Annotated in this window: 12 protein-coding genes and 1 tRNA gene; 5 read left to right on the plus strand and 8 right to left on the minus strand. The window is 66.8% G+C overall.

The genetic code is table 11. The features are described 5' to 3' along the window. On the minus strand, positions 1-215 hold a 215-nt coding region (locus N878_RS00605), incomplete at its 3' end, for a PP2C family serine/threonine-protein phosphatase (RefSeq protein ID WP_368664881.1). Positions 216-438: 223 nt separating this feature from the next. Between N878_RS00605 and N878_RS00610 the strand changes: the two genes are divergently transcribed. Continuing rightward, positions 439-1,503, plus strand: coding sequence for a diguanylate cyclase (locus tag N878_RS00610; RefSeq protein ID WP_021441762.1), 1,065 nt, complete (start codon positions 439-441; stop codon positions 1,501-1,503). 31 nt (positions 1,504-1,534) lie between these two features. Here the strand turns inward: N878_RS00610 and N878_RS00615 are convergent, their stop codons facing one another. The 3 genes from N878_RS00615 to N878_RS00625 all read right to left on the minus strand — a co-directional run bounded on the left by N878_RS00615 (position 1,535) and on the right by N878_RS00625 (position 2,921). Continuing rightward, the gene (locus N878_RS00615) at positions 1,535-1,861 is read right to left on the minus strand and encodes a hypothetical protein (RefSeq protein WP_021441763.1); all 327 of its coding nucleotides are present in this window, start codon (positions 1,859-1,861) and stop codon (positions 1,535-1,537) included. A gap of 87 nt (positions 1,862-1,948) precedes the next feature. Beyond that, positions 1,949-2,024: transfer RNA gene (locus N878_RS00620), tRNA-Thr, on the minus strand. A gap of 54 nt (positions 2,025-2,078) precedes the next feature. Continuing rightward, positions 2,079-2,921, minus strand: a complete 843-nt coding sequence (locus tag N878_RS00625) for a S1 RNA-binding domain-containing protein (RefSeq protein WP_031302493.1) — start codon at positions 2,919-2,921, stop codon at positions 2,079-2,081. A 239-nt stretch (positions 2,922-3,160) separates the two neighbouring features. Between N878_RS00625 and N878_RS00630 the strand changes: the two genes are divergently transcribed. Then, a complete protein-coding gene (locus tag N878_RS00630; protein ID WP_021441765.1) occupies positions 3,161-3,352 on the plus strand; it encodes a hypothetical protein in 192 nt (63 codons plus the stop codon). A gap of 45 nt (positions 3,353-3,397) precedes the next feature. Here N878_RS00630 and N878_RS00635 read toward each other — a convergent pair whose 3' ends face one another. Then, a complete protein-coding gene (locus tag N878_RS00635; protein ID WP_021441766.1) occupies positions 3,398-4,543 on the minus strand; it encodes a PQQ-dependent sugar dehydrogenase in 1,146 nt (381 codons plus the stop codon). An 89-nt stretch (positions 4,544-4,632) separates the two neighbouring features. Next, positions 4,633-5,358 (minus strand): ABC transporter substrate-binding protein, encoded by a 726-nt coding sequence (locus N878_RS00640; RefSeq protein WP_031302495.1) that lies wholly within the window; start codon positions 5,356-5,358, stop codon positions 4,633-4,635. Positions 5,359-5,504: 146 nt separating this feature from the next. On the opposite strand from N878_RS00640, the gene N878_RS00645 reads away from it, so the two are divergent. Next, complete coding sequence (locus N878_RS00645; protein WP_021441768.1) at positions 5,505-6,482, plus strand: zinc-dependent alcohol dehydrogenase family protein; 978 nt, start codon at positions 5,505-5,507, stop codon at positions 6,480-6,482. Between the two features lie 85 nt (positions 6,483-6,567). Here the strand turns inward: N878_RS00645 and N878_RS00650 are convergent, their stop codons facing one another. After that, positions 6,568-7,896, minus strand: coding sequence for an MFS transporter (locus tag N878_RS00650; protein ID WP_021441769.1), 1,329 nt, complete (start codon positions 7,894-7,896; stop codon positions 6,568-6,570). A 277-nt stretch (positions 7,897-8,173) separates the two neighbouring features. Between N878_RS00650 and N878_RS00655 the strand changes: the two genes are divergently transcribed. Beyond that, on the plus strand, positions 8,174-10,351 hold the full coding sequence (locus N878_RS00655) for a hypothetical protein (RefSeq protein ID WP_021441770.1): 2,178 nt from the start codon (positions 8,174-8,176) through the stop codon (positions 10,349-10,351). 58 nt (positions 10,352-10,409) lie between these two features. Beyond that, positions 10,410-12,590, plus strand: coding sequence for a bifunctional diguanylate cyclase/phosphodiesterase (locus N878_RS00660; protein WP_021441771.1), 2,181 nt, complete (start codon positions 10,410-10,412; stop codon positions 12,588-12,590). Positions 12,591-12,734: 144 nt separating this feature from the next. Here N878_RS00660 and N878_RS00665 read toward each other — a convergent pair. Then, positions 12,735-13,167, minus strand: a 433-nt coding sequence (locus tag N878_RS00665) for a TIM barrel protein (protein WP_021441772.1), incomplete at its 5' end; no start/stop codon positions are given.

The following is a 13,167-nucleotide window of genomic DNA, read 5'->3' on the forward strand; positions in this document are numbered from 1 at the left end:
GCGGCCAGCTCGGCGCCGTGCTGCAACGCGTCGATCAGGCCCTGCAGCGCCAGGGCGCTGGCCACCTCACCGCGCTCGTGGCCGCCCATGCCGTCGGCCAGCGCCCATAAACCGAGCTCGGGGCGACAGGCCAGGGCGTCCTCGTTGTGCGTGCGCACCTGGCCGGCGACGCTTTGCGCGGCGAATACCACGGATGGAGGCGATGACTGGGACACGCGCAGATCCTTGAACTGATGGCGGGCGGCCCATGATGCGGCGGCGCTGGCGAACTGTCACCGGCCAGCCGGTTGCAAATGCGCAGCGGTTAACCAAACCGGCCTCAAGCGCCGGAGCGACTCGTCGGCCTGGCGCAAATGCTGGCACTTTGCTCAGGATCTACCCTTGCCATAAGCGGTCAAAGCTCTGCATGCTTGCCACATAACAACGACAAGAACGCTTATGGCCATCAAGACTGCCCGCTTGCTCAAGCGCCTGCGCGAAGATTTCCAGCTGTCGATCATCACCCTGATGGGCCTGTTCGGCGTCCTGGGCATCTCACCCTACGCCGTGTACCGCCTGCTGCACGGCAACTACCTCGTGGGCATAGCCGACACCATCATCGTGCTCTCCACCCTGTTCGCCGTGTTCTACGCCTGGCGCACCCGCGACACGGTCAAACCGGGCATCTACCTGGCCACGGTGTTCTCCATCGGCTCGACGCTGATCGCCATCAACCTCGGGGTCAACGGCCTGTTCTGGATCTACCCGCTGATCCTCTTCAACTTCTTCATGGTCACCCCCCGCAAGGCCCTGCTGGCCACCGCCCTGGTGCTCGCCTGTCTGGTGGCGCACGCCCTGCTGGTGCCCGGCAGCGTGTTCGACAGCCACTACCAGATGGTCTCCTTCCTGGTCACCGGGATGATGGCCAGCGTGCTCAGCTTCATCTTCGCCGTCCGCACCCGCACCCAGCGCGACCAGTTGCAACTGCTGGCCATCCACGACCCGCTGACCGGCGCGCGCAACCGCCGGGCGATGAACGAGGAACTGAAGATCGCCATGTCCAGCCACCGCCGCCACAGCGACAGCTTCGGCCTGCTGGTGATGGACCTGGACCACTTCAAGCAGATCAACGACCGCTTCGGCCACCACATCGGCGACCAGGTGCTGGTGGCCTTCGTCGAACTGGTCAAGCGCTGTTCGCGCAAGGAAGACCGCCTGTTCCGCTTCGGCGGCGAGGAATTTCTCCTGCTGCTGCCCAACACCGAGCTCGACGGCCTGCATGCCGCCGCCCAGCATCTGCTGAAGCGCGTCGAGAGTGAACTGGAAAGCCCCGGCGGGCCGGTGACGGTGTCCATCGGCGGCGCCATCCTGCGCAGCGGCGAACATTGGGAAAGCTGGCTGCAACGCGCCGACGAGTGCCTCTATCAAGCCAAGAGCGGCGGCCGCAACCGCGTGGTCATCGACCGCAACGAACCCGCACCACAAGGGACCGCCGCCCACCACGCCGCGGATCGCCGGCGCTGACGCCACGCCCGCCTGGCGAGGCCGACCGCACTCAGCGGCTGCGCTGCTGCTGGTAACTGCCGCCGCCGGGTTGCAGTTCCAGACGCAATCCGCCGGGATACTCGATGCTCTGCCGAATGCCGCCGCGTACCTCGCTGGCATGGCTGCCGTAGCGGCTCTCCTCGCGCAGCGGCGCCTGCGGCAGACGCTGGCCGCCATAGAGATCGTACTGCTGAAAATGCGCCGAACCGGACACACTGCCGCTGGCGCCGGGGCTGACATAGCTCTTGGGAATCACCCGGATCGGCTGCGTGACATCGGCCCAGGAAGGCAAGGCCCATGCACAGAACAGGATCGGCAGCAGCAGTCGGACCAACATGGGCACCTCACAGGCAGAACCAAGGTTCCCGGCATTCTACGCCCGAAAACGCCAAGGGCCTGCATCGCTGCAAGCCCTTGGGTTGGATGGTGCCGGAGACAGGAGTCGAACCTGCGACCTTCGCATTACGAATGCGCTGCTCTACCAACTGAGCTACACCGGCGGAAGACGGCGGCATTATGCGAGTTGGCGCGGCGCGACTCAAGCCGCTGGCGGCTCAGCTGTCGAGCAGTTCGATGCGGTCGTCGTGGATGCGGATCAGGCCCTGCTTGTACAGGCCGCCGATGGCCTTCTTGAAGTTGCCCTTGCTGACGCGAAAATGTTCGGCGATCAGCTCGGGCGGGCTCTTGTCGCCCAGCGCCAGGCTGCCGCCCTGGGCGCGCAGGCGTTCGAGAATCTGCTCGCCGAGGCCGCTGGCCGCCTCGCGCCCCACCGGCTGCAGGCTCAGGCTGATCTTGCCGTCGGCGCGCACTTCCTTGATATAGCCCTTCTCGCGCATGCCGTTGCGCACGAACTTGAACAGTTCGTTCTTGTGGATCAGGCCCCAGTGCTGGCCGTTGATGATGGCCTTGAAGCCCAGGTCGCTGCGCTCGACCACCAGCAGATCGACCTCCTGGCCCACCTGGTAATTGGCCGGGGTCTTGTCCAGATAACGGTCCAGACGCGCGGTGGCGGTGAGGCGGCGGGTGCGCTTGTCCAGGTAGAGGTAGACCACGCAGTAATCGCCGAGCTGCAGCGGACGCTTCTCCTCGGAGTGCGGCAACAGCAGGTCCTTGGCCAGGCCCCAGTCGAGGAACAGGCCGATGCGGTTGATATCTACCACCTTGAGGCTGGCGAACTCGCCGAGCTGGATCTTCGGTTTCAGGGTGGTGGCGATCAGCTTGTCTTCGCTGTCGAGGTAGAGGAACACGTTGAGCCAGTCGTCCACCTCGCTCGGCGCGCCCTTGGGGATGTAGCGCTTGGGCAGGAGGATTTCGCCGTCCGCACCGCCGTCCAGGTACAGACCGAAGTCGGTGTGCTTGACCACCTGCAAAGAATTCATCCGCCCGATTAAGGCCATCGCGTTCCACCTCGCCAAAACAGCCGGCCATTCTACCCGAGTTCGGCTGTGCCAGGGTTGCTCGCGCGGTTAATCGACAGCCGGTCGAGAAGTGCTTTAAGTGCCTTGAAAACAAGCGATTAGCCGGCATCCAGGGCCTCGACGAGCGGCCCCGCCAGAGCGGTCCCAGACGATTAGGCGAGCAGGCGGCGCCCCGATCAGGCACAATGGCCGACCGCCCATCGTCGAGAGATAAGGTCATGGCCACCCTGCGCGTCAAGTCGTCCACCAGCAAAGTCAGCAAGCCGGCCCCTGCCGTGGAAACCCGCGAGTCCATCGAGGCCCAGGTGGCGGCCTTCCTCCAGGGCGGCGGCGAGATCCAGCAGATCGCCAAGGGCGTCAGCGGCCAGACCTACGGCGGCACCCGGCAGATCACCATCAGCAAGAAGTAATGCCCGCGGGTGCGCAGCGCGCACCCGGCATCCCCCTCCCCCGCGTTACTCGCGCGCCAACCCCAGGCGCAGCAGTCGTCCGTCGCTCGCATCCGTCAGCACGTAGAGAAAGCCGTCCGGCCCCTGGCGCACGTCGCGAATGCGCGCCTTGAGCGGTTGCAGCAGACGCTCCTCGTGCACCACCTTGTCGCCAGCAAGCTGCAGGCGGATCAACGCCTGGCCGGCCAGCGCGCCGATGAACAGGTTGTGCTGCCAGGCCGGGAAACGCTCGGCGTCGTAGAAGGCCATGCCGCTGATGGCCGGCGATTTTTCCCAGACGTGGTGCGGCGGCTCGGTGCCGGCGACGGCCTCGCCCTTGGCCTCGGGAATCGGCAGCAGCGAGTAGTTGATGCCATGGGTCGCCAGCGGCCAGCCGTAGTTCTTGCCCGCCTCGGGGATGTTGATCTCGTCGCCGCCGCGCGGGCCGTGCTCGTGGCTCCACAGGCGGCCGCTCCAGGGATTGAGCGCCGCGCCCTGCTGGTTGCGGTGGCCGTAGGACCAGACTTCCGCACGGGCGCCGGCCTGGTCGACGAAGGGGTTGTCCGCCGGAATGCGCCCGTCGGGATGGATGCGCACCAGCTTGCCCTGCAGCTTGTCCAGCGCCTGCGCGGTGGAGCGCTGGTTGTTGTCGCCGAGGGCGATGAACAGGTGGCCGTCGCGGTCGAACACCAGGCGCGAGCCGAAGTGCGTGCCGCTGGACAGCTTGGGCTGCTGGCGGAAGATCACCTCGAAGCCCTCCAGCGCCGTGGCATCGGCGGACAAACGGCCGCGCCCGACCGCCGTGCCGGCCGCACCGTCACCGGCCTCGGCGTAGGACAGGTAGACCAGACGGTCGGCGGCGAAATCCGGCGACAGCACCACGTCGAGCAAACCGCCCTGGCCCACCGCGAACACCTCGGGCACGCCGCCCAGCGGCGCCGACAAGGCGCCGTCCGGAGCGATCCGGCGCAGACGCCCGGGGCGCTCGGTCACCAGGTAACCCTGGCCATCCGGCAGGAAAGCCAGGCCCCAGGGGTTGGCCAGCCCCTCGGCAACGGTCTCGATCTGCAGCTGACCCAGCTCGCTGGGCAGTTGGCGGGACTCGGCCAGGCTCGCCTGGCTGCTCAGCAGCGCTGCCAGGCCAAGGCTGGCAAGCAGGTGTGGACGCAACATCGGGGCTCCTCCATGCGAGTCGCGGAACGAGTCCGCATAGTGCTACAGCGGTACGGCCGAGACAGCCCCGCAAAAGGTTTCGCCAGGTTTCAGTCGCTCAGGTAGCGACGCTCGATCACCTGATAAGCACCGCTCGCGCGCAACTGGCGCAGGCCCTGGTCGAAGCGCTGGCGCTGCGCGTCCAGGCGGAAGCCGACCCGGTAGGCGGTGGGGGGAAACAGCGGGTACCAGGCCAGCGGCTGGCTGACGTCGACCTGCTCGGCCACCTCGCGATTGAAGTGCTGGATGATCCGCGGATCGCCGATCACCACCTCGACCCGGCCGCTGTAGAGCAGGCGGTTGCGGTTGATCTGCAGGGCCTCCTCGCGGTAACGCGGATTGCCCTCGGCCATGCGTTGGAACTCCGCGCCCAGCAGCAGGCGGGCGCGCTGGAAGGCGCTGACCGAGTAGCCGCCCAGGTCGGCGATGCGTTCGATGCGGTAGCCGCGCGCGGCCAGGGCGACCGCGGCGTTGTGGTAGTGGATATAGATGTCCGAGTAGAAGGCCTCGACGCCGCTGCGTTCGTTGGTGGTGGTGATGGCGTCGATCTCGCCGCGGCGCAGCATCAGGTGCAGGCGCTCCATGGGCGCGTAGTAGGCCGCCATGTCGAACCCCGCCAGGCGCGCGGCGCGGTCCACCAGCTCGTATTCCAGACCGCGCGGCTCGCCCTCGAACACGTAGGGCGGCTTGTGCGTGCCGAAACCGACGCGCAACGTCTCGCCGCACGCCCCCGCGGCCAGCCACAGCAACAGCACGCCTACCCAGCATCTGTACATGCCACGTCCCTGACTCGAACGAGCCCTGAGCATAGACGGCGCCGGCCGCCCATCACCAGAGTGGATGCACGGCGATTCATTCCGCTTTGCCCGCGCGCGGCTAGACTGGCTCCACGCATTTCTGCGCCTGCCCCAGGAGAATCATCATGCTCAAAGCCCAATACCAGCAACGCGGCCCGGTGCCGCAGGACGTGATCGAAGCGGTCGAGCTGCAATTGCCGGCGCCGGCCGCCGGCCAAGTGCGGGTCAAGGTGCTGGCCGCGCCGATCAACCCCTCCGACGTGCTGACCCTGACCGGCGCCTACGGCATGCTGCCGCCGCTGCCGGCCATCGGCGGCAACGAGGGCGTCGGTCGGGTCGAAACGCTCGGCGAGGGCGTCGGCAACCTCAAGGTCGGCCAGAACGTGCTGCTGCCGGTGGGCTGCGGTACCTGGGTCAGCGCCCTCAATGCGCCAGCCGACAAGCTGATCCCGCTGCCGGACGCCGACCCGCTGCAGCTGGCCATGCTCACCGTCAACCCGCCGACCGCCTCGCTGCTGCTCAGCGAGTTCGTCGACCTCAAGCCGGGCGACTGGGTGATCCAGAACGCCGCCAACTCCGGCGTCGGCAGCTACCTGATCCAGCTGGCCAAGCTGCGCGGCTTCAAGACCATCAACGTGGTGCGCCGCGAATCGGCCGTGGCCGGCGTCGAGGCCGAAGGCGGCGATCTGGTGCTGGTGGACGGCCACGACCTGGCCAAGCGCGTGCGCGCGGCCACCGGCGGCGCCGACGTGCGCCTGGGCATTGATGCGGTGGGCGGCGCCAGCACCGACCATATCGCCGCGACCCTGTGCAACGGCGGCGTGCTGGTCAACTACGGCATGATGAGCGGCCAGCCGTGCCTGGTATCGCCGGCCTCCTTCGTGTTCCGCGACGTCACCCTGCGCGGCTTCTGGCTGGCCAAGTGGTTCCAGCAGGCCACGCCGGCCGAGCAGATGAAGGTGTTCGGCGAGCTGGTGCAGCTGATCGCCGGCGGCAAGCTGAAGACCCGCGTCGCCGCCACCTACGACCTGGCCCATATCAAGGACGCCGTGGCCGCGGCCGCCAGCGGCGAGCGCGACGGCAAGATCCTGCTGGTGCCCTGAGATGGGTGCGCATGGCGCACCCTCCCCCCGAAGCTCACACGGCGCCCCTACTCCCTTAGGGTGCGCCGCGCGCACCATCCCACGATCAAGCCAAAGCAGCCCCAGCCAACCCCTCGCGCATGCGCAGCGCATCCTGCTGGAAACAGCGGGCGGCCTGCAGCAGCGCCAACAGGGTGAGAAACAGCGCCACAGGAATCAGCAGCATGGCGTCGTGCAGGCCGACGGCCTTGAACGCCTCGCTCATCTCGCTGGCGCCGGCCGCATGCATGGCTGCCTGGGCGTAGTGATCCGACAGCCAGCCCACCGCCAGTGGGCCGAGGCCGCCGCCGAGCAAGTACAGGCCGGCGAAGAACAGGGCCATGGCGGTGGCGCGCAGGCGCGGCTCGACCACGTCCTGGATCGCCGTGTAGACGCAGGTGTAGAAGTTGTAGGAGAACAGCCAGCCGAGGCTGAACACGCCGACGAACAGCGCCGTGTCGATGCGCCCGGCGCTCAGCGCCCAGGCGGTGCAGAGGCAGGCTAGCAGCATGCTGAAAGCCGCGAACAGCAGACGGCCATTGGCCCAGCGCTGGTGCACCTTGTCCGCCAGCCAGCCGCCCAGGGTCAGGCCGAGCAAGCCGGTCAGCCCGACTATCACCCCGGTGGCCATCGCCGCATCCTGCAACTGCAGACCGAAGTAGCGCTGCAGCATCGGCACCATGAAGGAATTGCAGGCATAGGAGGCGAAGTTGAACGCCAGCCCGGCCAGCACCAGCCACCAGAAGGTACGGATCGCCAGCACCTTGCGCAGCGGCTTGTCCACCGGCGCGCTGCTGACCCGGGTGCTCTCCGCCGCACCGCGCGCCGGCTCGCGGATAAAGAACAGGAACAGGGCGAGGATCAGCCCAGGCACGGCGGCGATCAGAAAGGGCGCGCGCCAGCTGTCGAAGGCCTGGACCATGGCGCCGATGGTGAAGAAGGCCAGCAGCAACCCCAGCGGCAGGCCGAGCATGAAGATGCCCATGGCTCGCGCGCGCTTGTGCGCCGGGAACAGGTCGCCGATCAGCGAGTTGGCCGCCGGCGCGTAGCTGGCCTCACCGATGCCGACGCCCATGCGAATCAGCAGAAAGCTCCAGAAATTCCACGCCATGCCGTTCAGCGCGGTCAGCCCGCTCCAGGCGGCCAGGCCCCAGCCCATGATCTTGCGCCGGGCGCCGGTGTCGGCCATGCGCCCCAGCGGCACCCCGGCCAGGGCGTAGACGATGGTGAAGGCGGTGCCGATCAGCCCCAGCTGCAGGTCGCTGAGGCCCCATTCCAGGCGGATCGGCTCGATGATGATGGCGGGGATGGTGCGGTCGAAGAAGTTGAACAGGTTGGCGAGGAATAGCAGGAACAGGATGCGCCAGGCGTTGGATGCTTGCTGGTTGGGCTGCATGGCAATCTCTCTTGTTGTTGTCCACGTCGGGCCTACCGCGGTGGCGCCTACCTTGGCAGCACCGGCCGAACCTTGGGTGAGGGGCAATCTAGAGGCTTTGCCGCGGCTTGTCTGCGACTATTCGCTGGATTTATGCACACCGATGGGGCGTTGACGCCAAAAAATCGTTCATATCTGGCTGGAATAATGCGAAGCGCTTTATTCCGTGCTAGAACCATGGGGCTGGCCATTTCATGGCCAATGGCCAATACCCCACCGACTCGCCGGACTGTCACCGATGAAAACCAAGAAAGACGCCGTTGCCGCCGCCAAGGAAGCCACCCTGGCCGATCTCGCCGACACCCTGCTGGCGCCGCCCGCGCTGCCGGTGCGCGGCGATACCGGCGAGCAGTACCTGTATTTCACCGAACGCGACATCGAGCGCATCCTCGATAACCTCGACGGCCTGCGCAACCTGGTCTTCCCCCTGGGCGAGCCGCTGGACGAGGGCGAGTCGAGCCGCATCCAGCAGTTCCCCTCGGTGTGCCTGATCGGCCTCGGCCGCTGCGGCTCGAACATCGCCCTGGACGTCGCCTCGCTGGTGTACAACGCCCGCCAGTTCTACCTGGAGGAATTCCACAGCGAGGCCACCGCCGCCGCCGAGCAGGCCTCGCGACCCAGCCGCTGGATTCGCAGCAACCTGCTGCGCGCCCCACACAAGAGCAGCAAGCCGGTGTTCCTGATCGAGCCGCTGGTGATGCTCGGCGACCTGGACAAGGACATCGAGGGCCGCATCCGCTTCTCGCGCAAGGGCGAGATGAGCGGCTTTCTCGACGACTACAGCAAGATGAAGATCATGGACCTGTCCGAGGTGCATGCCGGTGGCGCCGGCAACGCGCCGATCCTCGGCCAGTACCTGGCCAAGATCATCCTCAACAAGGACACCCAGCGCTTCTCCAACGAAGACTGGAAGTTCATCCACAGCTACCTGATCGACTCCTGCGGGATCAAGGCCAACCAGTCGCGTCTGTACTTCTATATCTTCAGCGCCGGCGGCGGCACCGGCTCGGGCATGGCCTCGGAGTTCGGCCTGGCGCAGCAGTTCGCCTACATGAGCAAGACCTTCGACAGCAAGGCCAACGTGGACGACGAGGCGCAGCGCGACCATGGTTTCGTCTTCGAGCCGATCTTCACCAGCGGCATCTGCATCCTGCCGAACATCTCCGACCAGCGCAGCGAGATGTCCGAAGCCCTGCACATCAACGCCGGGCGCCTGCTGTGCAAGTACCTGGCCGAAGAGTGGGACTTCTCCTACAACTTCGACAACGAGCAGAGCAGCGCCGAGAGCGTGATGCGCCGCATCCGCCCGTGGAACGCCATGATGCTGATCTCCAACGACATCATGCGCTACGCCGAGGAGAGCGGCGACGGCAGCATCCACAACATCGACGTGACCGCCATGGAGCGCCACGCCAACCAGTACATCTCGCAGCAGATCTTCAACATCCTCACCGCCCAGGCGGTCACCGGCGACTACGACCAGAACTACTTCCGCCGCGCCGGCATCGACATCGGCGAGACCATCCGCCTCGACGCCAACGACCTGTTCATGAGCCTGGCCGGACCGGTGGCGGTGGCCTACGCCGAATCCGTGGTGCCCGAACAGCCGGCGCAGCTCTCGGAGAAATTCCGCGTGCTGGACAAGGAGCAGCACGCGCCGCGGCTGAACATCGACGACCTGTTCTTCCGCTCCATCGACCTGCCGCACTTCAACAAGGTGACCCAGGCCATCGAGGGCATCAGCCTGCTGCCGATCGAGTCCAAGCGTTATCGCCAGGCCCTGGAGCAGTACAAGGCCAGCGGCTACGACGCGACGCAGCTGAGCGAGCTGCACTTCTTCAAGAACTGCTCCTCGGTGGTGTCCATCGTCTCCCTGCCCAAGGACTACAAGCTGTCCTACATGGACCTGAACCGGCTCAAGACCCACCTCAACAACCTCTTCCCCAACACCACGCTCAAGCGCTATGCCCTGGTGATCGGCGCCTCGGCCAACCTGTCGCTGACCACCCTGATCGTCAAGAGCCCGTGCCTGTCGGACGACTTCCTGACCCTGATCGTCGCCTACATCAAGCGCTGCTTCGCCCGCGACCAGTACCGCTTCGACGACAGCCTGGACGACGCCATGCTCGATTTCATCGTCGCCGAGCACTTCGACGAGGCCAAGCTCGATGCCATGCTCAACGAGCACGAGGACCCGGCGAAGATCCTCGACACCAACTGGTACGCGATCAAGCCGATGTACGAGAAGAAGTACCGCGAGCTGATCCACGACGCCGACAAGTTCGTCTCGATCAACGACATCCGCCTGAGCCGCGGCAGCGTCAAGCAGGCGATCAAGTACCTGCGCGAGATCTACCGCCACCGCATCGGCAAGACTCGGGTGATCTCGCTCAACGATTACGGTAAAAGCGACTGACTTGGCACGTTTGTGCTTGACTGAGGAGGGCGTCGGGGCTGCACTGCGGGGGGTGGCTATGGATGGGTGGTCGATTCGGTTTCTCGCGCAGCTGCCCGAGCAGAGCCAGCTGCTGCTGGACTGCAGCCACGATCCCTGGCTGACGGTGCTCGCCTACCTGGTCGCCACGGCCGGCAGCCTGGGCACCCTGGCGATAGTCGAGCACCTCGACCAGGTGCCGCAGCGCGGCATGCGCCTGGCCTGGGGCCTGGTCGGCGCGCTGTGCCTGGCCGGCGGCATCTGGTCGATGCACTTCATCGGCATGCTGGCCTTCCGCGCGCCGCTGGCCATCCACTACGACCTGGCCACCACCCTGCTGTCGTTGCTGGTGGCCCTGGCCGCCGCCCTGCTCGCCCTCTACTGCATGGCCCAGCGCGACGCCGGCCTCGGCAGCCGCGCCCTGGCCGCGGCGATCATCGGCCTGGGCATCGCCGCCATGCACTACAGCGGCATGGCCGCCATGCGCTCGACGGCGCAGGCCTACTACCACGGCGGGCTGTTCGCCCTGTCCATCGTCATCGCCATCGGCGCCAGCCTCGCCGCGCAGCTGCTGGCCCATCATCGGCGCAGCAGCAGCGCACCCTACCGCCACTGGCTGAAGTACTCGGCCGCGCTGGTGATGGGCGCCGCCATCACCGCCATGCATTTCACCGGCATGGCGGCGCTGCACCTGGTGGTGCCGCAAGGCGCCACGCTCGAGGTGCAGGGCGCCGACAACAGCCTGCAGCTGGGGCTGAGCGTGGCCGTCATCACCCTGGCGGTGGTCGCCCTGAGCCTGGTGGCTTCCTGGGCCAACCGCAAGCTGGACGACAAGGAGCGCGACCTGCAGCGGGTCAACCACCTGCTGGCGCAGCTCGACCAGGCCAAGGCCTCGCTGGAACAGGCGGCGCACTTCGACCCGCTGACCGAGCTGCTCAACCGCCGCGGCTTCAACCGGGTGTTCGCCGCCACCCTGGAGGAACACGCCATAGTCGGCCGCGGCCTGGCGGTGATGTTCCTCGACATCGATCACTTCAAGCGGATCAACGACACCCTCGGCCACGCCGCCGGCGACGACCTGCTGCGGGTGGTCGCCCAGCGCATCCGCGGCGCCCTGCGCGAACGCGACCTGATCGCCCGCTTCGGCGGCGACGAGTTCTGCGTGGTCGCCAGCCTCGACAGCAACGCCGCGCCGCGCGTCCTGGCCCAGCGTCTGCTGGAGCAGATGAAGGAACCGATAGAGCTGGCCGGGCGCAAGATCGTGATGACCACCAGCATCGGCATCAGCCTGTTCCCGCGCGATGGTGGCGGCGCCGACGAGCTGCTCAAGCATGCCGACCTGGCGCTGTACCAATCCAAGGGCAGCGGACGCAACGTGGTGCACTTCTTCAACCCGCACCTGAAACAGAAGGCCTCGTTCGAGCTGCAACTGGAGGAAGACCTGCGCCAGGCGCTGCAACAGGACAACGGCCTGACCCTGTTCTACCAGCCGATCATCGACCTGCGCAGCGGCGCCCTGCACAAGCTGGAGGCGCTGGTGCGCTGGCGCCACCCGCAGAACGGCCTGCTCACCTCGGAGCGCTTCATCGCCATCGCCGAGACCAACGGCTTTATCGACCAGCTCGACGACTGGGTGCTGCGCCGCGCCTGCCACGACCTGCGCAGCCTGGACGAGATGGGCTATCCGGGACTGAAGGTGGCGGTCAACTGCTCGGCGCTGAACCTGGGCAACGACCAGTTGCCCGGACGCATCGCGCAGATCCTGCACGACAGCCGCTGCCCGGGGCAGAGCCTGGAGCTGGAGGTCACCGAAAGCGCGCTGCTGAGCAATATCAACCGCGCCATCGGCCTGCTGGAGAGCATTCGCGCCCTGGGCGTGAGCCTGTCGATCGACGATTTCGGCACCGGCTATTCGTCCCTGGCCTACCTGCGCCGCCTGCCGCTGGACACCCTCAAGGTCGACCGTTCCTTTATCCAGGACCTCGCTGCCTCCAGCCAGGACCGCGAGATCGTCCACGCGATCATCGCCATGGCCCATGCCCTGCGCCTGAAGGTGGTGGCCGAGGGCGTGGAAACCAGCGAGCAACTGGCCTTCCTGCAGGAGCGCGACTGCGATCAGGTGCAGGGCTACCTGTTCAGCAAGCCGCTGCCGCTGGAAGAGATCGTCAGCCTGTTCCCCCCGCACTACCGGCCGCTGGAGCGGGTGGGCACACGGTTCTAGCGCCAGCCATCCCCGGAGTGCATCCGGGCTCCGTCCTATCGACCGAAACACGCCGAGCCAAAAAGCTCGCCGCTGAAGCGTCGCCTACATCAGCGGCACAGATACGGTGGGAGGGGCTTTAGCGGCGACGCGGAAAAGCGCCATTCAAACACCGCCCGCGTACTCCCTGAACGGCTGCAACCAGCCCAGGCTGGCCTGGGTACCCGCCTCGCCCGGCTTGTACTCCGCCCCCAGCCAAGCGCCGTAGCCGCTCTCGCGCAGCGCACGCAGCAACGCCAGGAAGGCCAGCTCGCCGGTGCCCGGCGCACCGCGGCCGGGGCAGTCGGCGAACTGCACGTGGCCGATGCGCCCGGCCAACAGGCGCATGCCGGCGACCAGGTCCAGCTCCTGACGGGCCATATGGTAGAGGTCGTACTGCGCCGCGAGATTCGGGTGATTCACCGCGCGCAGCAGCTCGTCCAGCTGCTGAGGGGTGTTGATCAGGAACCCCGGCATGTCGATGGGGTTGATCGCCTCCACCAGCACACGGATGCCGAGCAGGGCGAAGGCCTCGGCGCTCTGGCGCAGGTTGGCGACC

Source organism: Pseudomonas sp. EGD-AK9, from assembly GCF_000465935.2.
Lineage (GTDB): Bacteria > Pseudomonadota > Gammaproteobacteria > Pseudomonadales > Pseudomonadaceae > Aquipseudomonas.

Bases quoted from the DNA above. Each gene is read 5' to 3' on its own strand.
- N878_RS00635 (WP_021441766.1), bottom strand. From the start codon at position 4,543: ATGTTGCGTCCACACCTGCTTGCCAGCCTTGGCCTGGCAGCGCTGCTG.
- N878_RS00630 (WP_021441765.1), top strand. From the start codon at position 3,161: ATGGCCACCCTGCGCGTCAAGTCGTCCACCAGCAAAGTCAGCAAGCCG.
- N878_RS00655 (WP_021441770.1), top strand. From the start codon at position 8,174: ATGAAAACCAAGAAAGACGCCGTTGCCGCCGCCAAGGAAGCCACCCTG.
- N878_RS00645 (WP_021441768.1), top strand. From the start codon at position 5,505: ATGCTCAAAGCCCAATACCAGCAACGCGGCCCGGTGCCGCAGGACGTG.
- N878_RS00660 (WP_021441771.1), top strand. From the start codon at position 10,410: ATGGATGGGTGGTCGATTCGGTTTCTCGCGCAGCTGCCCGAGCAGAGC.
- N878_RS00650 (WP_021441769.1), bottom strand. From the start codon at position 7,896: ATGCAGCCCAACCAGCAAGCATCCAACGCCTGGCGCATCCTGTTCCTG.
- N878_RS00610 (WP_021441762.1), top strand. From the start codon at position 439: ATGGCCATCAAGACTGCCCGCTTGCTCAAGCGCCTGCGCGAAGATTTC.
- N878_RS00615 (WP_021441763.1), bottom strand. From the start codon at position 1,861: ATGTTGGTCCGACTGCTGCTGCCGATCCTGTTCTGTGCATGGGCCTTG.
- N878_RS00640 (WP_031302495.1), bottom strand. From the start codon at position 5,358: ATGTACAGATGCTGGGTAGGCGTGCTGTTGCTGTGGCTGGCCGCGGGG.
- N878_RS00625 (WP_031302493.1), bottom strand. From the start codon at position 2,921: ATGGCCTTAATCGGGCGGATGAATTCTTTGCAGGTGGTCAAGCACACC.